Here is a 23,137-nt window from a genome sequence, read left to right as displayed (position 1 = left end):
GGATAAGGGTCAAGGCGCAATCCGGCAGCAGGGCCGCCTGCGGGCGCCGGCTGTTGTCCGGCTCCAGCAAGCCGGCTTCAATTTTCCTTTGAGGCGTTGTCGGCTGTGATGCGGCAATAGCGCCATTGCTCTCGGCCCGGCTTTTCGCTATGTGCCTGAAAGATGTCTTCGAAGGGGTATTGCTATGGCTGATCACACGCCGACCGGTCCTGTCGAACTGGGCGCGAAGATGGACTATGCCGAGCATGACCGCACCTATGCGGGTTTTCTCATGCTCGCCAAATACGGATCGCTCTTTTGCCTAGCCATACTCCTGGCGATGGCTTTTGGCTTCTTCGCGGGCGGCTTCTTTTCGGCGACCATCCTGTTCGTTCTGATTCTGGCCGCCGGCGCCTTTATCCTCCGATAGACTTTTCCGATACCTTGTCCACGGCGCCGCCGCGAGGCCGGTCGGCGTCTTGCGGGAACAGCTTCCGGCCGAAAGGATCATGCGGTGGGACAGACGGTTTTCATCCCTCGTGAACTCGATGCCAACGAGCCGCGCGTCGCGGCTTCGCCCGATACGGTGAAACGGCTGGCGGCGTTGGGTCTCGACGTCCTCGTCGAGACCGGTGCCGGGACGCGGTCGCGCATTCCCGACGAGGAATTCGCCAAGGTCGGCGCCACGATTGGCAAGGCCTCCGATGTTGCCAAGGGCGATGTCGTGCTGAAGGTGCGGCGGCCAACGGAAGCCGAGTTGAAGAGCTACAAGCCGGGTGCGGCGGTCATCGCCATCATGGATCCCTACGGCAATGATGCCGCCGTGGCCGCCCTGGCCAAGGCGGGCGTCACCGCCTTTTCGATGGAATTCATGCCGCGCATCACCCGGGCCCAGTCGATGGACGTTTTGTCCTCGCAGGCCAATCTCGCCGGCTACCAGGCAGTCATCGACGGCGCTTCGGAATATGACCGGGCACTGCCGATGATGATGACGGCGGCGGGCACGGTGCCGGCGGCGAAAGTCTTCATCATGGGCGTCGGCGTCGCCGGCCTACAGGCTATTGCCACGGCGCGCCGCCTCGGCGCTGTCGTCACCGCGACCGACGTTCGCCCCGCCGCCAAGGAGCAGGTCGCCTCGCTTGGCGCAAAGTTCCTCGCTGTCGAGGACGAGGAATTCAAGGCTGCCGAAACGGCCGGCGGCTACGCCAAGGAAATGTCGAAGGAATACCAGGCCAAGCAGGCAGCACTCACCGCCGAGCATATCGCCAAGCAGGACATCGTCATCACCACGGCGCTGATACCCGGCCGGCCGGCGCCCAAGCTGGTGTCGGCGGCGATGGTCGCGTCGATGAAGCCGGGCTCGGTGCTCGTCGACCTCGCGGTCGAGCGCGGCGGCAATGTCGAGGGCGCTGAAGCCGGCAAGGTTGTCACCACGGTCAACAACGTCAAGATCGTCGGTCACCTCAATGTGCCCGGCCGCATCGCCGCATCGGCCTCGCTGCTCTACGCCAGGAACCTGTTCGCCTTCCTCGAAACGCTGGTCGACAAGACGACGAAGACGCTTGCCATCAACCGCGACGACGACCTGGTCAAGGCGACGATGCTGACCGACGGCGGCAAGATCGTGCATCCTGCTTTCATGAAGGCTGACCAGCAGCCACATGTCGAGCCGCCTGCAATCCCAGCCACGACCATGGTCGCCGACGCTTCGGCCAAACCGGCTGCGTCTAAGAAAGCCGCGCCAAAGAAACCGGCCGCACCCAAGTCGCCCTCGTCGAAGTCGAAAGGCATTGCGTGATGGATCAGACCTTGCAGAAAGCCCTCGACCAGCTCGACCAGGCCTCGGCCGCCGTTCGGCTGGCGGTGCAGAATATGGCGACCGCGCCTGGCGGTGCCGATGCGGCGGGTGACGCCGCGCACGCGCTGTCCGGCGGCGCCATCGATCCCTTTGTCTTCCGCTTCGCCATTTTCGTGCTGGCGATCTTCGTCGGCTATTATGTCGTCTGGTCGGTGACCCCCGCCTTGCACACGCCGCTGATGGCGGTCACCAACGCCATCTCATCGGTCATCGTCGTCGGTGCGCTGCTCGCCGTCGGCATCGCGGCTTCCGGCATCGCCGCCGGCTTCGGCTTCGTCGCGCTGATGCTGGTCTCGGTCAATATCTTCGGCGGCTTCCTCGTCACCCAGCGCATGCTGGCCATGTACAAGAAGAAGGACAAGTAGAGCGCCATGAACGCCAACTTCGCGTCCTTCCTCTATCTGGTTTCCGGCGTCCTGTTCATCATGGCGCTGCGCGGCCTGTCGCACCCGACCACCAGCCGTCAGGGCAACCTCTACGGCATGATCGGCATGGGCATCGCCATCGCCACCACGCTTGCCCTGGCGACCCCGTCAGCCGGCCGCTTCGGCCTGATCGTGCTCGGCCTCGCCATTGGCGGCGGCGTTGGCGCCATCACCGCGCGCCGCATCGCCATGACATCGATGCCGCAGCTGGTTGCGGCCTTCCACTCGCTGGTCGGCCTTGCCGCCGTCATGGTGGCGGCCGCGGCCATCTATGCGCCGGAAAGCTTTGGCATCGGCACGAATGGCGACATCCATGCCCAGGCTTTGATCGAGATGAGCCTTGGCGTCGCCATCGGCGCCATCACCTTCACCGGTTCTGTCATCGCCTTCTTGAAACTCGACGGCCGCATGTCGGGCAAGCCGATCATATCGGCGGTCGCCACTTCATCAACGCCGCCCTTGGCATCGCGTTGATCGTGTTGATCGTGCTTCTGGTCGGCACGGAATCGAAACTGGTCTTCTGGCTGATCGTCGCGGCCTCGCTGGTACTGGGCATCCTGCTCATCATCCCGATCGGTGGCGCCGACATGCCGGTCGTCGTCTCGATGCTGAATTCCTATTCGGGCTGGGCAGCCGCGGCTCTCGGCTTCACGCTCGGCAACCTGGCGCTGATCATCACCGGCGCGCTGGTCGGCTCTTCCGGTGCGATCCTGTCCTACATCATGTGCAAGGGCATGAACCGGAGCTTCATCTCGGTCATTCTCGGCGGCTTCGGCGGCGAGACGGCGGCAGCGGCAGATGACGGCATCGAACGCACCGTCAAGCAGGGTTCGGCCGACGACGCCGCCTACCTGATGATGAACGCGCAGAAGGTCATCATCGTGCCGGGCTACGGCATGGCGGTCGCCCAGGCGCAGCATGCGCTGCGCGAGATGGCCGACAAGCTCAAGGCCAACGGCGTGGACGTGAAGTACGCTATTCATCCTGTGGCCGGCCGCATGCCCGGGCACATGAACGTGCTGCTCGCCGAGGCCAACGTGCCCTATGACGAGGTGTTCGAACTCGAAGACATCAACTCCGAATTCGCGCAGGCCGACGTTGCCTATGTCATCGGCGCCAACGACGTCACCAACCCTTCGGCCCGAGACGACAAGTCGTCGCCGATCTACGGCATGCCGATCCTCGATGTCGACAAGGCGCGCACCTGCCTGTTCGTCAAGCGCTCGCTCGGCTCCGGCTATGCCGGCATCGACAACACGCTGTTCTACAAGGACGGCACCATGATGCTGCTCGGCGACGCCAAGAAGATGACCGAGGAGATCGTCAAGGCGATGGATCATTGATCCGACCATGGCGCGATTGAACACACATAAAAGCCCGGCCTCACAGCCGGGCTTTCTTGCTTTTTGAACGGGCGGAACCGGTTCAGCGGCTTGTGATGAACACCGCTTCGTCGTCGTCGCGCTGCCTTCCACCGAGGGCCGCTGCAGCACTGGCGATGAAGGCACCGATGACCAGCGACAGTGCACCAAGCAGTGCAAAAGTCGCACTGCCTTTCCTGGCTGTGTCTGCCGCCTGCTTGGCCTTGACCTTGGCGTCCTCAACCTTCGCAACAAGAGCATCGACACGCGCCTTGGCGTCGGATTCGGACAGGCCGGTGCGGGCGGCGACCAGCTGCGACAGGTAGGTCTTGTCGTCGGCCGAAATCTCACCCGCCGTGGCACTGGCGATCAGGATGCGCGAGGCCTGTCCGACCGCGGCAGCATCGCTGTCCGGATTGGCGGCCGCGAGCTTGTTCGGATCGGCCGGACGGAACAGCGAATCCACCAGATAGGACGTCGGATTGTCAGTCGAAGCGCCACCGGCGTTGGCCGAAGCACCGCCCGACGCTCCCATGGCGGCACCCGAAGCCACGGTGGAGACTGCCTGCACGCCTGAACCGAGCGCGGTAGAAAGAGCCGAGCCAAGCACGCCGACGACGAGCAAGGTTGCCAATGCCCACGCGAGGAAGCCGTGGGCGGTATCACGGAAATAGACCTCGTCGGTGTGGATGCCGACCCATTTGGTGCGCAGGCGTCCCGCAAGGTAGCCGCCGACACCGGAGGACAGCCATTGCACGATGATCAGCCAGATCGCGGTGGACACCGCGAAGGTGGTGACCGAAGCTCCCGAGCCCGACCAGGGTGAAACCATGCTCAGCCCAAGCCCTGAGCCGAGCAGCATGAGGATGAAGGTCAACGTCGAGGCCGCGAAGGCGCCGGCAATGATCGGTCCCCAGCTGACGGCGGTAGTGGAGGATTCTGTGGATGAGGAAACATCGACAGCCGATAGGGTGGACTGCATGTATTCCCCCTACCGTACAAAGAGCATGATCAGAATAATGATTGGAATCGGGATTCCGAGCAACCAGAGTAAGATACCGCGTCCCATGAAGGCCTCCTGTGAGAAATTGGGGTCGATACCGTCACAATGTCCCTCAGGGACTTCTGTTCCGGCGGGTTTCAAATGATTCCAGGGCGCCGTTGGCGCGTGAGCGCGCCAGACATGGTGAAACCGGAACTGGCAGGATAGCCTTGCCAATTCCTTCGAAGCGCCACTTTCCTTGTCGAGTAGGAAGACAAATGACTCAGAAGACATTCCTGGAGGCGCGAAAAGCAAAAGCCCGGCGGATTTGGGCTGCTGTCCGCAGGCCGCGCTCAGCAATTTTCGTCGGCCTGGTCTTGCTCTCCGGTCTGTTCACCTGGGGCGGGACTCTCGCCGCTACAGCTGGTGCGCCGATTGGCGCGACGTCGGCCAGTCTGGTTGCCAAAAACATCGCGCATCTTTCTCCCGTGGGCTTTGAAGTCGTTCGCGTTCCCAATGGCGGCGAACCGCCACTGGTCGCCGGTATCTGGTACCCGACAACCGCCGAGCCGCACGATGTGCCGCTGGAAAGCTTCAACCAGCGCGTCGCGCCTTCCGGTCCGGTAAAGGGCAGTGTGCTGCCGCTCATCGTGATCTCGCATGGAGGCGGCGGATCCTACGCCGGTCATTATGATACGGCGCTCGCATTGGCGAGAGCTGGGTTCGTCGTGGCCGCGGTCAGCCATGCCGGCGATACTTACGACGACCAGAGCAAGGTGCTGATGCTGTGGCGCCGGCCCGCTCAACTAAGCCGGCTGATCGATTTCATGCTGAAGGACTGGCGGGGACACGCCGACATCGATCCGCGGCGCATCGGCGCCTTTGGGTTCTCGAATGGCGGCTTCACCGTACTCGTCGAAGCGGGGGGAATACCCAACCTCGACAGGATTGACCCCTACTGCGCGGCAAATCCCCGACACGATCTTTGCACCGCGCTGGCGAGAGCGGGGGTCCATTCAGTTGCAGAAGCGGTCCAACCACCGCCGGAGGCGTGGAAGCCTGATCGGCGAATCCGCGCCATTGCAGCTGCCGCGCCCGCGTTCGGCTTCATCTTCGACCGCGCCGGCCTCGCCTCGGTTCAAATCCCGGTGCTCATGTGGCGCGCGGCCAACGACCGGCATCAACCCAACCCCTGGTATGAAGAACACGTCCGTTCGGCGCTGCCTCGACCACCAGAGTATCGTGTTGAACCCCTGGCGGGCCACTATGCATTCTTGCCCCCATGCAGCGCCCAACTGCGCGCCGCCGCTCCCACGATTTGCATCGACGCACCTGGCTTCGACCGGGCCGCGTTTCATCGGCGCCTGAACGCCGCCCTGGCAAGCTTCTTCAGAGCATCGCTACGGTCTTAAATATCCAGGTTGGCGACCGACAGCGCGTTGTCCTGGATGAACTCGCGTCTCGGTTCGACCTCGTCGCCCATCAGCCGCGAGAACAGCGAGTCGGCGTCGGTGGCGTCATTGACCTTGACCTGCAGCAGCGAGCGCACATTCGGGTCGAGCGTGGTTTCCCAGAGCTGTTCGGCGTTCATCTCGCCGAGGCCCTTGTAGCGCTGCATGGTCAGGCCCTTGCGGCCGGTCGCAAAGACGGCGTTGAGCAGCGCCAGCGGCCCCGAGATGGTTTCGGACACGTCCTTGCGGCGCAGCACCGGCGGCGTGCCGTAGACGTCGCTAAGGCGCTGTGCGTAGCGGTCGAGCTGGCGTGCATCGGCCGAATTGATCAGCGCCAGATCGAGATGCGCGTATTCCTTGACGCTGCGCACCGTACGTTCGAACACATAGCCGCCGACGCCTTCATTCGAAGTCGACATGCGGCCGGTCCAGCCGCGCTCGGTGTCCTCGGCGATGATGTCGAGACGTTTTGCAACCCGCTCAGCCATGGTATCGGCGCGGCCGAGATCGGTGAAGACGTCTGGGTTGAGCCCGCCGGCAATCGCCGCCTGTTCGACCACGCCTCTGTTGTAGCGCGTGTGCAACCCGTTGATGAGTTGGCGCACGGCCAGTGCATCGTCGATGGCGCTGCGCAGATCCTGCCCGGCGCGAACCTCGCCCGAGCCCAGCGAAAGCGATGCTTCCTCCAGCCCCGAACCGATCAGGAACTCCTCGAAGGCGCTCTCGTCCTTGATGTATTGCGAGCTCTTGCCGCGCGTCACTTTGTAGAGCGGCGGCTGGGCGATGTAGAGATGGCCGCGCTCGATCAGCTCCGGCATCTGCCGGAAGAAGAAGGTGAGCAGCAAGGTGCGGATGTGGGCGCCGTCGACGTCGGCGTCGGTCATCAGGATGATCTTGTGATAGCGTAGCTTGTCGGCGTTGAACTCGTCCTTGCCGATCGAGGTGCCGAGCGCGGTGATCAGCGTGCCGATCATGTCGGAGCCGAGCATGCGGTCGAAGCGCGCCCGCTCGACATTGAGGATCTTGCCGCGCAAGGGAAGGATCGCCTGGTTCTGGCGCGAACGCCCACCCTTGGCCGAGCCGCCGGCGGAATCACCCTCGACGATGAAGATTTCGGATTTCGCCGGGTCGCGCTCCTGGCAGTCGGCCAGCTTGCCGGGCAGCGAGGTGACGCCGAGCGAGCTCTTGCGGGTGATATCGCGCGCCTTGCGTGCCGCTTCGCGCGCCGCCGCGGCCTGAATCACCTTCTCGATGACCACCTTGCCCTCGGTCGGGTGTTCTTCCAGCCAGGTGCCGAGCGCCTCGTTGACCAGACCTTCGACAACCGGGCGGACTTCCGACGAGACCAGCTTGTCCTTGGTCTGCGAGGAGAATTTCGGATCGGGAACCTTGACCGAAAGCACCGCCGTCAGCCCTTCGCGGCAGTCGTCGCCGATCAGCGAGACCTTTTCCTTCTTGGTCAGGCCCGAGGAGTCGCCATAACCGGTGATCTGACGGGTCAGCGCGCCGCGGAAACCGGCCAGATGCGTGCCGCCATCGCGCTGCGGGATGTTGTTGGTGAAGGCCAGCACGTTCTCGTGGTAGCTGTCGTTCCACCACATCGCCACTTCGACGGTGATGCCGTCGCGCTCGGCCTTGATGGCGATCGGCTTGTCGATCAGCGGTTTCTTGACCCGGTCGAGATATTTGACGAATTCCTCGAGACCGCCGTCATAGTGCAGCTCGTGGCGCACGACGTCGGCATGGCGGGCATCGGTCAAAACGATGCGCACGCCGGAATTCAGGAAGGCGAGCTCGCGCAACCGGTGTTCCAGCGTGCCGAGGTCGAACTCGACCATGGTGAAGGTTTCGGATGACGGAAAGAAGGTGATCTCGCTGCCGCTGCGTCCTTCATAGGTGCCGGCAACCTTGTTCTGCTCATAGCTGCCCGTCGCCTTCAGCGGCGCGTCGGCATTGCCGTGTGTGAAGCTCATCTCGAAGATCTGGCCGTTGCGGCGGATCTTCAATTTCAGCCATGCTGAGAGAGCGTTGACCACCGAGACGCCGACGCCATGCAGGCCGCCCGACACCTTGTAGGAGTTCTGGTCGAACTTGCCGCCGGCATGCAGCTGCGTCATGATCACTTCGGCCGCCGAAATGCCTTCGCCGGTGTGGATATCGGTCGGAATGCCACGGCCATTGTCGATCACCGTCACCGAACCGTCGGGGTTGAGCGTCACGGTGACGAGGTCGGCGTGACCGGCCAGCGCCTCGTCGATGGCGTTGTCGACCACCTCATAGACCATGTGATGCAGGCCGGAACCATCGTCGGTGTCGCCGATATACATGCCAGGGCGTTTGCGGACAGCATCCAACCCCTTCAAAACCTTAATGGAATCGGCGCCGTATTCGGCTTCAACGCCGTTGTTGTTTTCGATCTGGTCGCTCATGAAAACCTGTTGTCTGGATGCCGCTAGCGCGGCGCTAAAAATCGGCCCCGAATCGCGCCTCTGATATTGCGTAGATATAGGCGCAAAAGGCGGTTTTTCCAAGGTTTGCAGGCATTTCCCGAGGGATGAGCCGGCTATTGACGGCGGGCCTCGATCTTCGCCAGCCGCTCGCGCAGAAATTTGATCATGAACTGGTAGCGCGGGGCCAGCCGGCCGCTGCGGTCGAGCTCCAGTGTCATGTCCAGCGCTTGGGAAAGCACCGCCTTGGGGTTCTTGGCAACCTGAGCGTAATCGATCAGGGCGACCACCAGATCGCGTTGCCAGGTGGCGTTGTTCGGATCGGCGTCGGCGAGTTTCTGGCGGATGTCGAGACTGTCCTGGAAGGCCTGACGCGCGCCTTTGATGTCGCGCTGCTTGACTTTGAGCATGCCGATTTCGGACAGCGTGATCGACAGGTCGCGTTGCCAGTCGGCATTGGCGGGATCGAGCTTGGCCAGCCGGTCGGCGATGGCGAAACTGTCGGTATAGGCCTTGAGCGCGCCCGCCCGATCGCCTTGCATCGCAAGGATGCCGGCGACCTTCTCGAGGCAAATCGAGAGATCACGCTGCCAGTCCGTGTTGGCAGGGTCGCCGGCCGCCAGCACGCGGGCTATCCCCAAGGCGTCCCGATAGGCGGCCAGCGCCGCCAGCCAGTCTTCCTGGTCGCTCAGCGCATTGCCGATCTTGGCGTTGCCGACAGACAGGTCGCGCTTCAGCTCGCTATTGTCCGGATCGCGGTCCACCAGTCGTTCGGCGATCGCCTGGCCCGCCCGATAGGCCGCGAGCGCGCCCGCCGCATCGCCACGCTCGCGCTTGAGATCGCCGATGGTCGTATGGCTGACCGAGACGTCGCGCTGCCGCTCGGCATCCTGCGGTTTCTTCGCGGCCAGCGCCAGCCGGATCTTCAGGCTCTCTTCATAGGCCGCCTGTGCATTGTCCAGCTGGCCGGCGGTACGCGCCAGCGCGCCGATCTCGTCATAGCTGATGGTCAGGTCGCGCTGCAGCTCGGCGCGATCCGGTTCATGGTCGGCGAGCTGTTTCTTGATCGACAGGCTTTCCTGGTAGATCTGTGAAGCACCCGCCAGATCGCCTTGCGTCACCAGCACGTTGCCGATCTTGTCGTCGGCCATGGCGAAGTCACCGAACCACGGCAGATGCTCGGGCTCGGCCGCCGTCAGATCTCGCAGCATGGTTCTGGCGGTCTGATAGTTCTGCAGCGCTGCCGGCAGGTCGCCTTGTGCCAGCCTGATGTTGCCGAGCTTGATGTGGCTGACGGCGAAATCGCGCTTCACGCTCGGGTCGGTCTCCCGGCTGGAACGCAGCTCGAGTATGGACACCAGCGCTGCAAAGGCGCGGCCCGCCGCATCGGTGTTGCCGACCAGGGTGTAGAGCTTGCCAAGCTCATCCAGCGTACGGATATGACGGTCGGCGTCGTCCGGCGTCAGCGCCGTTTGCCCAGCTTCGCCATAGAGGGCCAACACCGATTCATAATCCTTGATGGCGTTAGCATAGTCGAGGTCTGCGCGCGCCGCGCCGCCTGACAGAAAACGCGTCGCGGCTTCGGACAGCGTGCGGCTGACGAAATTGGCCTTCAGCGCGTTGCGCGAGACATTGTCGATGTCGGCGGCCCTGGCGAGGATCGCTCGTGCGCCATCGAAAGCGCCGAGCGACAGCTGCTCCTCGGCCTGCCGGCGCAGCTCCGCCACTTGGGGATCGTCGGAGGCGAGCGTCTTCATTTCGCTGCGCACCTTGACGAAGGCGTCGGCCGCCTCGTGCAGCCTGGCGTTCAGGCTGTCCGCAGACAGATGGCTGGTGTCGGAACCGATCAGCGCGCCATAGAGCGGCGCCAGCGGCATGTCGGCGTCGCTGGCGATCTGCTCGACTTCGCCACGCATTTCGGGCGTCACGTCGGCCATGGCGAGCAGCAGGCGTTCGCGCTCCGGCAGCTGCTCCTTGGCCGCCGTGGCAAAGAACAGCTTCGGCAGGCCGCTCTCGACATAAGGCAGCTGTTTTCCGCGCGACAGGTCATACACCTCCTGCTGCACGAGCGTCAGCACCGAGCGGATCTCGAGACCGTCGGTGCCGAGATATTTGGTCAGCGCGGTCGTGAACGGCGAATTCTGGCCGCTGCCGTCGGCGGCGGTCTCGCCGGGCGCGGCCGAGAAGGCGAACAGGATGTTTTCGGCGCGGCCAATCCGGCCAAGTCCCGGCTTGACCTTGTCTGCGACGTCCTTTGCCAGGGACGTCGCGCCGCGCCCTTCGCCGCCACTGCCCGAGAAGGGATCGCTGCGGCAGGCGTCGAGCACGATCAGCCCGACCTTGGCCGTGGCGGCCACGGTGTCGCGCACCTCTTCGAGCGGCAGGCTGGTCTTCTCAAGCGCGTCGAGCGAAGAGGCGTCGGCGTCGATCGGCAGCAGCCGGTTGTCGCCAGAAATTTCGACGCCATGGCCGGAGAAATAAACCAGCGCCACGTCGGCGTCCTTGGCATCCTCGCGAAAATCGACGAGCGCACGGCGCATGCGCCTGAGATCGCGATTGGTTTCGAGAAAGACCTCGAAGCCGAGCTTCTTCAGCGCCGCTGCCATCGCCTCGCCGTCATTGACCGGATTGGCGAGCGGCCGGATCAGGCGGTAGTCGTCATCGGCGATGACCAGCGCCACGCGCCGCTCCGCCACCGCCGAGGCGGTGGTCACAAGCATCAGCAGCAAGGCAAACAGCAAGCGCAAGTCGAACCGCCCCCCGGCTCAGTCGATTGCCGACCATTCCACCTCTTTATGGCATGAGCAAGCCGGGCTTTTGGCCGAAAACCGGCTCCTTCAGGCCGCCCGCATCGGCTTCAGGGCCTCGCTCCAGCGCAACAGCTCGTCCAGCATGGTCCTGGTTCCGCCCTGCACCTGCTCGCTGGCCTGGAAAGAGCCGTCACTCTCGAGCAGTTTCTGATACAGCGGCAAGGAAACCCCTTCGGAAATCGGCATTACACCGACCGCGGTCAGCAGCGGCTTGAGAGCTTGCGCGGCGCGCAGGCCGCCGGAGACGCCGCCATAGCTGAGGATGGCGGCGGGTTTGTATTTCCATTCGCGCGCGAGATAGTCGATCGCGTTGACGATCGCCGGAGCGACGAAATAATTGTATTCCGGCGCCACGAAAACAAAGGCGTCGGCGGCATCGATCGCCTTCGACCAGGCCTTGGTGTGGTCGTTCTGGTAGTTGCCAAGCTTGGGGTGATGCGGCTCGTCCAGAACCGGCAGATTGAACGAGGCGATGTCGGTCAGCACCGGTTCGAATTTCCCGTGCTCGCGCGCGAATACCTCCAGCCACTCGGCAAAAACCGGTCCGGCACGGCCGGGCCGCGTGCTGCCGATGATGATGTTCAACTGGTGCTTCAAGGCGGGCTCCTTCGATTGGCAGTATCTGTTGGTGACTGTCACCTACGGCAGAGCATGACCGCGGACAAGGCGGCACCTCCGGGCGAACGGTCACATTCGGCTGAACAGACCGTCTGCTTTCACACTTAGGCTTGCCGTTCGGTCACATGGACGCCCGGATTGCCAGCCACTACATTGATGTATCAGCGGAGCATCCGATGGACGTCCAGCCCGCCCCATTCGTTCCCCCGGCGCCAAAGCCGCGCACGACGCCTCCCTCGACGCTGGAGATGATCCGCATCGTCTACCGCAACCCGCTCGAACTGTGGGGTGAGCACACCTACAACGAGCCCTGGATTTCGGTGAATGGCGTTGGCGGACATCTAGTTGTTGCCAACGATCCTGGCCTCATCCGCCATGTGCTTGTCGACAATGCCAAGAACTACAAGATGGCGACGGTGCGCCAGAAGATCCTGCGGCCGATCCTGCGCGACGGCCTGCTGACCGCCGAGGGCGAGGTCTGGAAGCGGTCGCGCAAGGCGATGGCGCCGGTGTTCACGCCGCGCCACATCTTCGGCTTCGCCCAGCCGATGCTCAGGCGCACGCAAGAGTTCGTCACCCGCTACGAAGACGGTGGCACGTCCGACATCGCTCATGACATGACTCTGCTCACCTACGACATCCTGGCCGAAACGCTGTTCTCCGGCGAGATCGCTGGCGAGCCGGGCAGTTTCGCCAACCAGATCGACCGCCTGTTCGAGACCATGGGCCGCGTCGATCCGCTCGACCTGTTGCGCGCGCCCGACTGGCTGCCGCGGCTGACCCGCATCCGCGGCCGCAAGACCATGGCCTATTTCCGCAAGATCGTCACCGACACGGTCAAGATGCGCGAAGAGAGATTCAAGCGCGATCCCGATGCCGTGCCGCAGGATTTCCTGACACTCCTGCTCAAGGCCGAGGGACCGGAGGGGCTGACGCGGGCCGAGGTCGAGGACAACATCATTACCTTCATCGGCGCCGGCCACGAGACCACGGCGCGCGCACTCGGCTGGACGCTTTACTGTCTCGCGGAATCGCCATGGGAGCGCGACAGGGTCGAGCAGGAGATCGACCAGGTGTTGGCGCGCGAACCCGATCCGACGAAATGGCTCGACGCCATGCCGTTCACCCGCGCCGCCTTCGACGAAGCGCTCAGGCTCTATCCGCCGGCGCCGTCGATCAACCGCGAGCCGATCGAACCGGAGATGTGGAAGGATCTTTATATCCCGAAGCGCGCTGCGGTGCTGGTCATGCCGTGGGTCGTCCATCGCCACAGGAAACTGTGGGACCGGCCCGACGCCTTCCTGCCCGAACGGTTCCACCCGGGAAACCGCGAAAAGATCGACCGCTTCCAGTATCTGCCGTTTGGCGCGGGTCCTCGCGTCTGCATCGGCGCCAGCTTCGCCATGCAGGAAGCGATCATCGCGCTCGCCATCATGCTGTCGCGCTTCCGCTTCGACACCACCGTCGACACGAAACCCTGGCCGGTGCAGAAGCTGACCACGCAGCCGCAAGGCGGCCTGCCGATGCAGGTCACTCGACGTTAGTTCTGGTACTGACGTACTCTCAACACACCTTGGGACTGTCGAATCAAGCCGCGGGCTTGCGCTGCTGGAACTGGCCGGCGGCGCGGAAGCGCCAGAGGTAGCTTGGCAGGATCGTGGCGATCGATTGCGGCTGGATGCCGAGCCCAGCCAATGTCCGGTTAGCCTTGGCCGCCGCGTCCGAAACGATGTTGTGCTCGCGCAGCTGCATCACCTGGTCCTTGGTCAGCAGCGGATTGGGTAAGAGGCCAAGGATCGATGCCTGGATGTTCGCCACCCACCACGGCACCGGCACCAGCAGGCGCTTGCGCTCGATCACGTCAAGCAGTTCTTCCATGCATTCCTTGAAGGTCAGCACCTTGGGGCCGCCAAGCTCGTAGATCTGGCCGCCATCGACCTTGCCCTCGACCGAGCGCGCCACTGCTTCGGCGACGTCGCCGACATAGACCGGCTGGAACTTGGTCTGACCACCGCCGATCAGCGGCAGCACCGGTGAATAGCGCGCCATGTTGGCGAAGCGGTTGAAGAAGTCGTCCTCGGGCCCAAAGTTGATCGACGGCCGGAAGATCACGGCGTCCTTGATCGTCTCCAGGACGGCCTTTTCGCCCAGCGCCTTGGTGCGCGCGTAATCCGATCCGGAGTTCAGATCGGCGCCAAGCGCCGAAACATGGGTGAGGCCGGCGCCGACGGCGCGCGCCGCCTCGGCCACCGCGCGGGCGCCGAACTCGTGGACGGCGGAGAACTTCTGCCGGCCGCTCTCATGCAGGATAGCGACCAGATTGACGACATGGTCAGCGCCCTGCACGGCGCGGTCGATCGACCAGCGCATGCGCACATTGGCCTGCACCGGCTGGATCTGGCCGACATTGCCGAGCGGCTGCAGATGGCCGGCAAGATCGGGCCGCCGGCAGGCGACCCGGATGCGATAGCCGCGCTTGGCCAGCGCGCGCACGACATGGCGGCCGACAAAGCCCGACCCGCCAAAGACGACGACGAGCTTTGGGGTCTGCAGGATTTCGGTCATGGCTGGCTCCGGCGCTCGCAAGCTTGGCTGAAGCCGTTTCATAATCCGTTTTGCGTCGAAGGCAAAGGGCGACGCGTCGTCGCTGCTGTCCTTGTTTCGACCTTGTCAGAACGCCTTGCCGATGCGGGCGTCGACCGAATGGCGGTTGCCGCCGCGAATGACGAAGAACAGCAGGATCGCGGCCCACAGAAGCGACTTTTCCGCGCCCGAAAAACCCTGGCCCATGGTGACCCAGTGGAACCACACGGTGACCAGCAGCACGAACAGGCCGGCAAAGGCGGCCGGCCGCGTCAAAAGGCCGATGACGAGTAAAATGCCGCCGAAAAATTCGGTGCAGGCCAGCAGCAACGACCAAAAAGCGCCGGGATAAAAGCCGAGACCCTCGACCATTTCGGCGGCGCCGAAAGGATTGGTGATCTTCTGCGAACCATGGACGGTGAGAAACGCACCGGCAACAGTGCGAAGAACGGTTTCCGCGCCATCATGCAAGGCTGCGTAAAGCCTGCCAAGGACCGGGATGACAAGGTTGTTGCGGGGACTGTCCGTGCTTGCCGACATTGTGACTCCTTGGTTTGCTGATCGTTGCAGACGGCCGATCGGGCCGGTCGAAGTCAAGTAAACAAAAGTTGACATTTTTAAACATGTTTTATTGACGCATCTTGCAGCACCGGCGATTCTCCAAGGTCATGGAGTGACGCAGAAAACCCCGCCGAGGCGGGGTTTTCCGGGTGACATCCACGCGAAGCCAGGGCCGACGGAGCGGCCTGACCTGAGACGGTATCAGGAGGGCGTGAAGCAAGTACGCCCACCCCAGCCCTGAACATCCGACATGGTGCCGCCGACCTTCTTGCAAGCCGCGATGAAATCGGCGCTGCAGTTGGCGAATTTTGCGTGGCCGTTCTTGCAGTAATGATCCTCGGTGGCACCGCCACTCGGGGCGGTGATGACGCCGGGCGCGGACGGTTTCACCGGCGCGGCCTTCAAACTGGCCGCCTGGGTGGCGCCCATGAACGAGCCGAGAAGAAGGACTGCGGTCAGCATGGTGATCTTGGTGTTGGTCATGGCAATTTTCCTTTTGATTTGGGTTGGGTTTCCGAGGCGCAAAGGGACATCCTCCGCGCGAAACAGGCTTTCGTTTCGGTTTGCTGTTCCCCTCGGGGTGGATCGGGCAAGCTCGCCTTGCCCTGGACAAAGCTGGGTCGCAGCGATGCGCGGAAAGGTTCAGCGGCGCGCAAAAAAAATTTGCACCGCACCGCGCTTTGAGCGGGCGGATTTCAGATAACTATTTGATAAATAATGGATTATTTAGGAAGAATAACGCGCGGCGAATTCGGAAATGCGCTGCACCACCGCCTTGGGCGCGGTGATGCCCCGCGCTTGCGCCTTCTCGGCGGCCTCGGCCCGGGCACGTCCCGGCACATGCACGCCGAAGCGCCGCCGCAGCCGGTCGAGTTGGTCCTTCATGCGCTGCTCGAAGTCGGGATCGAGCAACTTGGGCTCGACGGCAAGCACGAACAGCCCGGTTCCGGGACTGTCCGGTCCGCCGCTGAACCACGGCGCGTCGAGCGACCAGTTGGCGCCCGACAGGCCCGCCGCCAGCACTTCGACCATCAGCGCGATGTTGGCGCCGCGCTGGCCACCGAAGGCAAGCATGGCGCCTTTCATGGCGGCGGCCGGATCGGTGGTCGGGTTGCCGCTGGCGTCCAGCGCCCAGCCTTCGGGGATTGTCTTGCCGTCCTCCGCCGCCTTGCGGATGTTGACGAAAGCGGTGGCGCTCGACGACTGGTCGATGACCAGCGGCGCGCCGTCGGCGGCGGGTGCTGCAAACGACATCGGGTTGGTGCAGTAGACCGGCTTGACCGAGCCCGAGCCGGCAAGCACGGCCGGCCCGTTGGTGGCGGCGAACGACACCAGCCCAAGTGCTGCCAGCCTTCCGGTGAAGTAGCCGAGCGCGCCGCATGTATAGGCGTTCTTCTGCGAGAAGATGGCGACGCCGAACAACCGGGCGGCCTTGACGAGGTCGTCTATGGTGCGGTCGAAGCCGGTATGCGCCAGCCCGCCGCGCGCGTCGGAGAGATAGACCGCCAGCGCCGGCCGGGTGATCACCGGGTCGGCATTGCCGTCGATGCGTCCGGCTTCGAGCGCCTCGAGATAGTCGATGAAATGCGTCAGGCCGACGGTCGAAAGTCCTTCGGCCTCGGCGGCGATGATCGAGGCGGTGAGCGATTGCGCCGCTTCCTCATTGGCGCCGGCGCCAAGTGCCGCCATCCGGCACAGTCCTTTTGCCTGGTCGAGACTGAGTTGCATCATGGCCGTCCTGCGATTGCGGTAATTGTTCGGGTTGGCTGACCCTGTGAGTAGCAGCACATGAGGCGGCGTTTGTGTTGAAAATCGTCCGCAACTGCAAGAAAAGCGGCGGACCTGTCCGTCGCCCCCAACCAAGGCCCTTGCCTGTGCGTTTCTAACCGATCTTGTTGGGGATCCGTGCCTCGATCCTGCTGAAGGCGAAGACCAGAATGCCGGTGATCGTCATGTAGATCAGCGCCAGCAGCAGCAAGGGTTCGTAGGTGAGGTAGGTGTCCTGCCGCACCTTGGACGAAACGGCGAAGATGTCGATGACGCTGATCGTCGCCACCAGTGGCGTCGACTTCAGCTGCAGCACCGTTTCGCCGGTCAGCGTCGGCAGCGCCCGGTAGATGGCTTGCGGCAGCCAGATGCGGCGAAATGCCTTCCAGCGGCTCATGCCGAAGGCGCGGGCGGCCTCGAGCTGGCCCTTGGGAACGCCGGCAAAGGCGCCGCGCATCACCTCGCCCTCATACCCGGCGAAAGACAAGGTCAGCGCCAGCACGCCGTAGGGCCAGGCTTGCCGCAGATACGGCCACATCCAGGATTCGCGGATCCACGGATATTGCGGAAACAGCGAGCCCAGGCCGTAATAGAGCAGCCACAGCTGGATCAGCAGCGGCGTGCCCCGGATCACCGTGCAGAAGACCTTGGCGGGTGCGGCGAACCAGAAGGAGCCGGTGGCCTGCGCCAGCCCGAGCGGCACGGCGAGCAGGAAGCCCAGCACGCAGGTGACGGCCAGGATCCACAGCGAGCGCCAGATGCCGATCAGTCCCATTTCATAGTACTGCGGCAGCCAGTCCCAGCGCATGAAAAAGGCGGCCGCCAGAACCAGGCCCAGGGCGATCAGAATCAGCACGATGCGGTGCGGCTGCAGCCACAGCGACGTTCGCGCGACGACATTGATGATGGCCGCTTCGCTCGCCATCAGCGCGCCTCCTTGAGCGAAGGCATGCCGCGCCGCGACCAGGTTTCGACACGGCCGATGATCAGATTCGAAAACAGCGACAGCAGCAGATAGAGCACGCCCGCAGCGAAAAAGAAGGTGAAATAGGCTTTGGTGACGCCCGCGGCCTGGCGCGTTGCCAGCGCCAGTTCATAGAACCCGACGACCGCCAGCAAGGCGGTGTCCTTGGTGGCGATCAGCCAGAGATTGGCGAGGCCCGGTATGGCGAAGGGCAGCATCGCCGGCAAGGTGATGCGCCGCAGAAGCAGGCCGGGAGACATTCCATAGGCGCGCGCGGCTTCGATCTGGCCTTGTGGAATGGCCAGGATCGCGCCGCGGATCACCTCGGTCGAATAGGCGCCCTGGACAAAGCCGAGCACGGCGATGCCGGCGGCAAGCCCGCTGATGTCGACGCGCTGATACCCCATCGCCGTCAGCGCCTGGTTGATCAGGTCGGTTCCGGCATAATAGAGCAGCAGGATCAGCACAAGTTCGGGCACGGCACGCACGACGGTGGTGTAAACCGCCAGCAGGTCGCGCACCACCGGCCCGCCATAAAGCTTGCCATAAGCGCCGCCAGTGCCGATCAAGAGACCGAGGCACGTGGCGCCCAGCGCGATCTCGATCGAATGGAGCAGCCCAACCAAAAGAGTTCCGCCCCAGCCCGGCGGGTAGGGCGAGAGAAGCTCGATGATGCCGGCCGCGGAGGCCGAAAGAAATGCGTCGATCAGCGTCGCCCCCGAATTGCTGGCGTCAGCCGCTGTCGATTGTCGTCAGCGGAAAGCGTGCGTGGACAGGTTTCGGCGAAACCGCACGGCGGGATGCCGTGCGGTTGTTGCTTATGCGTTGGCGATGTCAGTTCGACTGCGTCGAGCCGCCGTAAATATCGAAATCGAAGTACTTCTTCGAGATCTCGTCATACTTGCCGTTGGCGCGGATGGCCTTGATGCCGGCGTTGATCTTGTCCTTCAGGTCGGTGTCCTCTTTGCGCACGCCAGCGCCGACGCCCGGTCCGAGCACTTCATCGTCCGGAGCCACCATGCCCTTCAGATCGCAGCAGGCTTTGCCCTGGTCCGACTTGAGGAATTCGCCAAGCGCGATGGAATCGGCCTGCACCGCGTCGAGGCGGCCGGCGGCAAGATCGTTGTTGGCTTCGTCCTGGGTCTGGTATTCCTTGATCTCGGAAGCCGTGGCGCCGAAGTGCTTCTTGGCGTAGACGGCATGCACGGTCGACACCTGGACGCCGATGACCTTGCCCTTGAGGTCGTCCGGAGCGGAGCCGAATTTCTGGTCCTTGGGGCCGATGATCGCGGTCGGCGTGTTATAGTATTTGTCGGAGAAGTCGATCGTCTTCTTGCGTTCGTTGGTGATCGACATCGAGCTGACAATGAGGTCGATCTTCTTGGTCGTCAGCGCCGGGATGATGCCGTCCCAGGCAACCGGTGTGATGACACAGTCGAGCTTCTCCTCGGCACAGACGGCGTCGATGAATTCGATCTCCCAGCCGACCCACTTGCCCGAAGCATCCGGCGAGGTGAAGGGCGGATAGGGCTCGGCGGCGACGCCGATCTTGACCGGATCGGCTTTGGCCACGCCCATGGCGGCGACGCCCAGCAGCAGCGCTGCGGCAAATGTCTTCAGAACAGTCTTCATTTCACGACTCCCAGTTTGTTGTTGGTTCCCGGTTTTCTTCCGTCCCGGCCTGTCCTAGCCGATGTTGCGGATGAACTGCTTGAGCCTTTCGGATCTGGGCGCGCCGAAGATCTGATCCGGCGGTCCTTCTTCCTCGACCAATCCATTGTAGAGATAGACGACATGCGTCGCGACCTCGCGGGCGAACTTCATCTCGTGGGTGACCAGCACCATGGTGCGGCCTTCGCGCGCCAGGTCGCCGATCACCTTCAGCACTTCGCCGACCAGTTCGGGGTCGAGCGCTGACGTCGGCTCGTCGAACAGCATGACGCGCGGATTGATGGCCAGCGCCCGGGCGATCGCGGCGCGCTGCTGCTGGCCGCCCGACAAATAGGCCGGATAGACGTCGCGCTTTTCGGCCAGGCCGACGCGGGCGAGCAGCTTTTCGGCCTCGCTGATCGCCACATCGCGCCTGACGCCAAGCACATGCACGGGAACCTCGATGACGTTTTCGATAAGCGTCATGTGGCTCCACAGATTGAAGTTCTGGAACACCATGCCGAGCTTGGAGCGGATGCGCTCGATCTGCTTGCGGTCGGCCGGAACCGTGTGGCCGTGGCTGTCGGCCTTCAGCTTTATCTCCTCGCCATTGACGCGGATGATGCCGCTGGTCGGGTTTTCCAGGCAGTTGATGCAGCGCAGCAGCGTCGATTTGCCCGAGCCTGACCCGCCGATGATGGCGATGACCTCGCCGTCGCGCGCCGACAGTGAGACGCCCTTCAGCACATGCAGCTCACCGAACTTCTTGTGCAGGTTCTCGACATGGATGGCTTCGGCGGCGCCGTCTTGCGCCGTGTGTTTCAGTGCGGATGCAGCGCCTTGCGACATCATCCCTTCGACGCTCCGCGGAGTGGTCGAGCCCGTCGCTGCTGGATTCTTTTACCCATTAACCGTCACTGACAGAGTTCCCGTTCTCAAGATGGACCGTTCCGCTTGCCTCCGTCAACCATGGTTTTTGGACTATTGATCACAGCTTGCTGTAGTGGTTAGTGGCGGCAACGGACGTCTCGGGAGAAATTAGTGGGCAAATCATACGGGTCGCAGTCCATGGCCGGGCCGCTGAAACGCGTACTTATGCGGTCCGCCGCCAGCGCCATGCGTCATGCCAGGGCGCGGGAATGGCACTACGGCCCAGGTTTCGAGCCGGGAAAGGCTGCGGCCCAGCATGAGCGATTGACACAGCTGGTTTCGGCTTCCGGCGCCGAGATCGAATGGCTGACGGATGCCGATGACGGCTTGGCCGATTCCGTCTTCACCCATGATCCGTCGCTGATGACCGAGCATGGCGCGATTATTCTTTCCATGGGCAAGGCGCTGCGCCGGACTGAGCCTGGCCTGCACGAAGCAGCTTACAACCGCATGGGCATTCCCACCCTCGGCCGCATTGAAAGCCCTGGCCAGGTGGAAGGCGGCGACTGCGTCTGGGTGGATGCAAGCACGCTGGCCGTCGGCCGTGGCGTGCGCACCAACCAGGATGGCATCCAGCAGCTTTCAAACCTGCTTGCGCCGAAAGGCATTTCGGTTCTTGGCTTCGATCTGCCGCTCTGGCACGGCGAGGAAGCCTGCCTGCATCTGATGTCGGTGATCAGTCCGCTCGCCGACGATCTGGCGCTGGTCTACGCGCCTCTGCTGCCGGCCGCCTTCTACCAGTTGCTGCGCGGGCGCGGCATCAGGCTGGTCGAGGGCGATGCCGATGAGTTCCATGCTTCCAACGGGCTTAGCCTCAACGTGCTGCCGACGGCGCCGCGCCAGGTGATCGCCGTCGCCGGTTTTCCGAAGACGGCTGCTGCCATGCAGGCGGCCGGCTGCACGGTTTCCACCTTCGAGGCGGATGCGCTCTGCATCGCTTGCGAGGGTGGCCCGACCTGCCTGACGCGGCCGGTGCTGCGCCAATGACCACCATTGGGACCACCGTCGGCGAGGCGCTCATTTCGCTGCTCGAAGCCCATGGCGTCGACACGGTCTTCGGCATTCCCGGTGTGCACACGGTCGAACTCTACCGGGGGCTGGCGCGCTCGAAAATCCGCCATGTCACGCCGCGCCACGAACAGGGTGCCGGCTTCATGGCGGACGGCTATGCGCGCGCCAGCGGCAGGCCTGGCGTCGCCTTCGTCATCACCGGACCGGGGCTCACCAACACCATCACCGCCATGGGACAGGCGCGTGCCGATTCGGTGCCCATGCTGGTGATCTCGGGCGTCAACGCCACGCCGACGTTGGGCAAGGGCCTGGGCCATCTGCATGAACTGCCCGACCAGCGCGGCATGATGGAGAAGGTGGCGCTGTCTTCGCAGCGGGTCACCGAGGCTGGTGAATTGCCCGGCGCGCTGGCGCACGCCTTCGCGCTTTTTTCATCGGCCCGCCCCGGCCCGGTGCATATCGAAATCCCGACCGACGTCATGGTCAAGCCGGCGGATGGCATCGCTGCCATGCTGAGCAATGCAGCGCCGCCCGCGCCGGACGGTGCGGCAATTGCCAGAGCGGCCAAACTCATCGCCGCGGCGCGCCGTCCGCTGGTCCTTGTCGGCGGCGGCGCCAAACGCGCCGAGGCGTCATTGCGGCGGCTGGCCGAACGGCTGGGAGCGCCGGTCGTCCAGACCGCCAATGCGCGCGGCCTCTTGCATGCCCATCCGCTTTGCGTGCCGGCCAGTCCCAGCCTGAAGGCCGTGCGGGCGCTGATGGCCGAAGCGGATCTGGTCATTGCCGCCGGCACCGAATTCGGCCCGACCGACTATGACGGCTACAGCGATGGCGGTTTCGTCTTGCCCGCCAATCTGATCCGCATCGATATCGGCGCGGACCAGCTTGCCCGCCGACCGGCGACGGTGTCGATTCAAGCCGATTGCGCCGAGGCGCTCGAAGCGCTGCTCGAGGAAATCGGCGATGGCCCGGCGAGCGAAGCTGGCCCGGCGCGCGCCGCTGCGACTCGGAAAGCGGCCTTTGCCGAGATCAATCCGACGCTGCAGGCGCAGGTACGTGCCGTAGAGGTGATTCGCGATGCGCTGCCGGGTGCGTTCATCGTCGGCGATTCGACGCAGCCGATCTATGCCGCCAACCTCTACTACGACCATGATCGGCCAGGCGGCTGGTTCAATGCCGCCACCGGTTTTGGCGCGCTCGGCTACGGCCCGCCGGCGGCGATTGGCGCTGCCCTTGCGGTACCCGATGCGCCAGTCGTCTGCCTGACGGGGGACGGCGGCTTCCAGTTCACGCTGCCGGAACTGGGCGCCGCGCTCGACGCCCAGGCGCCGGTCATCTTCGTCGTCTGGAACAACCGCGGCTACCGCGAGATCGAAACCTCGATGCTGGATGTCGGCGTCGAGCCGGTCGGCGTGTCGCCGGCGCCGCCGGATTTCTGCAAGCTGGCCGAAGCCTATGGCCTCGGCGCCGAACGGCTTGCCGATATCGATGCCCTGGCGGACGCGTTGAAACGCGCACGGGCAACCGGACTGCCGCGCGTCATCGAAATCACAGTCGACTGAAGGGTGGCGGCGCAACCGCTTCAGGCTTCAGCCGGCCTGGATTCCGGCTGCGGCGGGCTGATGCATGCAAAGACGCAACAACTGCCATGTCGAGATATCAATTGAGTGATCGTACGAAAGGCGCGACGCTCTGCGTCGGCGCGGGACAAGAAACGACCTAACTACAAAAAAATGACAG

The 23,137-nt window shown here is 63.8% G+C and carries 19 protein-coding genes and 1 pseudogene; 8 read left to right on the top strand and 12 right to left on the bottom strand.

Annotated elements, in window-relative coordinates; all coding sequences use genetic code 11:
- The first annotated feature begins 184 nt into the window (after positions 1 to 184).
- The 4 genes and pseudogenes from AC1RZR_RS02795 to AC1RZR_RS02780 all read left to right on the top strand — a co-directional run bounded on the left by AC1RZR_RS02795 (position 185) and on the right by AC1RZR_RS02780 (position 3,605).
- Entirely contained in the window at positions 185 to 409 is a 225-nt protein-coding gene (locus tag AC1RZR_RS02795) for an aa3-type cytochrome c oxidase subunit IV (protein ID WP_111544932.1), read from the top strand.
- Between the two features lie 84 nt (positions 410 to 493).
- Positions 494 to 1,777, top strand: coding sequence for a Re/Si-specific NAD(P)(+) transhydrogenase subunit alpha (locus AC1RZR_RS02790; protein WP_481827564.1), 1,284 nt, complete (start codon positions 494 to 496; stop codon positions 1,775 to 1,777).
- Entirely contained in the window at positions 1,777 to 2,202 is a 426-nt protein-coding gene (locus AC1RZR_RS02785) for a proton-translocating transhydrogenase family protein (protein ID WP_006339983.1), read from the top strand. Before AC1RZR_RS02790 ends, AC1RZR_RS02785 begins: the two co-directional genes overlap by 1 nt.
- A gap of 6 nt (positions 2,203 to 2,208) precedes the next feature.
- Positions 2,209 to 3,605: pseudogene (locus AC1RZR_RS02780) on the top strand (NAD(P)(+) transhydrogenase (Re/Si-specific) subunit beta).
- Between the two features lie 82 nt (positions 3,606 to 3,687).
- On the opposite strand, the gene AC1RZR_RS02775 reads toward AC1RZR_RS02780, so the two are convergent.
- Positions 3,688 to 4,605 carry a hypothetical protein gene (locus tag AC1RZR_RS02775; RefSeq protein WP_481827563.1) on the bottom strand — a complete coding sequence of 306 codons (918 nt, stop codon included), beginning with the start codon at positions 4,603 to 4,605 and terminating at the stop codon, positions 3,688 to 3,690.
- Positions 4,606 to 4,883: 278 nt separating this feature from the next.
- Here AC1RZR_RS02775 and AC1RZR_RS02770 point away from each other — a divergent pair, with 278 nt between their 5' ends.
- Positions 4,884 to 6,017: an alpha/beta hydrolase family protein gene (locus tag AC1RZR_RS02770; RefSeq protein WP_481827562.1), complete on the top strand. Its 1,134-nt coding sequence runs from the start codon at positions 4,884 to 4,886 to the stop codon at positions 6,015 to 6,017.
- Here AC1RZR_RS02770 and gyrB read toward each other — a convergent pair.
- The 3 genes from gyrB to AC1RZR_RS02755 form a co-directional block, all read right to left on the bottom strand.
- A complete protein-coding gene (gene gyrB / locus AC1RZR_RS02765) occupies positions 6,014 to 8,485 on the bottom strand; it encodes a DNA topoisomerase (ATP-hydrolyzing) subunit B (protein WP_477272199.1) in 2,472 nt (823 codons plus the stop codon). The two genes, AC1RZR_RS02770 and gyrB, sit on opposite strands and share 4 nt — an antisense overlap.
- 134 nt (positions 8,486 to 8,619) lie before the next feature.
- Positions 8,620 to 11,250 carry a caspase family protein gene (locus AC1RZR_RS02760; RefSeq protein WP_481827561.1) on the bottom strand — a complete coding sequence of 877 codons (2,631 nt, stop codon included), beginning with the start codon at positions 11,248 to 11,250 and terminating at the stop codon, positions 8,620 to 8,622.
- 90 nt (positions 11,251 to 11,340) lie between these two features.
- Complete coding sequence (locus AC1RZR_RS02755; protein WP_481827560.1) at positions 11,341 to 11,910, bottom strand: NADPH-dependent FMN reductase; 570 nt, start codon at positions 11,908 to 11,910, stop codon at positions 11,341 to 11,343.
- A 197-nt stretch (positions 11,911 to 12,107) separates the two neighbouring features.
- On the opposite strand from AC1RZR_RS02755, the gene AC1RZR_RS02750 reads away from it, so the two are divergent.
- Positions 12,108 to 13,475, top strand: a complete 1,368-nt coding sequence (locus AC1RZR_RS02750; RefSeq protein ID WP_477272205.1) for a cytochrome P450 — start codon at positions 12,108 to 12,110, stop codon at positions 13,473 to 13,475.
- Positions 13,476 to 13,518: 43 nt separating this feature from the next.
- On the opposite strand, the gene AC1RZR_RS02745 is transcribed toward AC1RZR_RS02750, so the two are convergent.
- From AC1RZR_RS02745 to AC1RZR_RS02710, 8 genes are all read right to left on the bottom strand, one after another.
- Entirely contained in the window at positions 13,519 to 14,496 is a 978-nt protein-coding gene (locus tag AC1RZR_RS02745; RefSeq protein ID WP_477272207.1) for a complex I NDUFA9 subunit family protein, read from the bottom strand.
- Positions 14,497 to 14,601: 105 nt separating this feature from the next.
- On the bottom strand, positions 14,602 to 15,054 hold the full coding sequence (locus tag AC1RZR_RS02740) for a DoxX family protein (RefSeq protein ID WP_477272209.1): 453 nt from the start codon (positions 15,052 to 15,054) through the stop codon (positions 14,602 to 14,604).
- 222 nt (positions 15,055 to 15,276) lie between these two features.
- A complete protein-coding gene (locus tag AC1RZR_RS02735) occupies positions 15,277 to 15,558 on the bottom strand; it encodes a hypothetical protein (RefSeq protein ID WP_379101327.1) in 282 nt (93 codons plus the stop codon).
- A 243-nt stretch (positions 15,559 to 15,801) separates the two neighbouring features.
- Positions 15,802 to 16,803, bottom strand: coding sequence for an Ldh family oxidoreductase (locus tag AC1RZR_RS02730; RefSeq protein ID WP_481829003.1), 1,002 nt, complete (start codon positions 16,801 to 16,803; stop codon positions 15,802 to 15,804).
- A gap of 154 nt (positions 16,804 to 16,957) precedes the next feature.
- Entirely contained in the window at positions 16,958 to 17,767 is an 810-nt protein-coding gene (locus tag AC1RZR_RS02725; protein ID WP_477272214.1) for an ABC transporter permease, read from the bottom strand.
- Entirely contained in the window at positions 17,767 to 18,480 is a 714-nt protein-coding gene (locus AC1RZR_RS02720) for an ABC transporter permease (protein WP_481829002.1), read from the bottom strand. The genes AC1RZR_RS02725 and AC1RZR_RS02720 overlap by 1 nt, the downstream gene beginning before the upstream one ends.
- Positions 18,481 to 18,640: 160 nt before the next feature.
- On the bottom strand, positions 18,641 to 19,438 hold the full coding sequence (locus AC1RZR_RS02715) for a transporter substrate-binding domain-containing protein (RefSeq protein ID WP_477272216.1): 798 nt from the start codon (positions 19,436 to 19,438) through the stop codon (positions 18,641 to 18,643).
- A gap of 54 nt (positions 19,439 to 19,492) precedes the next feature.
- A complete protein-coding gene (locus tag AC1RZR_RS02710; RefSeq protein WP_481829001.1) occupies positions 19,493 to 20,305 on the bottom strand; it encodes an ABC transporter ATP-binding protein in 813 nt (270 codons plus the stop codon).
- A gap of 219 nt (positions 20,306 to 20,524) precedes the next feature.
- Here AC1RZR_RS02710 and AC1RZR_RS02705 point away from each other — a divergent pair, with 219 nt between their 5' ends.
- Both AC1RZR_RS02705 and AC1RZR_RS02700 read left to right on the top strand, forming a co-directional pair.
- Entirely contained in the window at positions 20,525 to 21,373 is an 849-nt protein-coding gene (locus AC1RZR_RS02705; protein ID WP_481829000.1) for a dimethylarginine dimethylaminohydrolase family protein, read from the top strand.
- Positions 21,370 to 22,959: a 5-guanidino-2-oxopentanoate decarboxylase gene (locus tag AC1RZR_RS02700; RefSeq protein WP_481827559.1), complete on the top strand. Its 1,590-nt coding sequence runs from the start codon at positions 21,370 to 21,372 to the stop codon at positions 22,957 to 22,959. Before AC1RZR_RS02705 ends, AC1RZR_RS02700 begins: the two co-directional genes overlap by 4 nt.
- Positions 22,960 to 23,137: the final 178 nt, after the last annotated feature.

This window comes from Mesorhizobium bavaricum, assembly GCF_056781655.1.
Note: the sequence above shows the minus strand (reverse complement) of the source record. Positions and strands in the feature narration are given on the sequence as shown.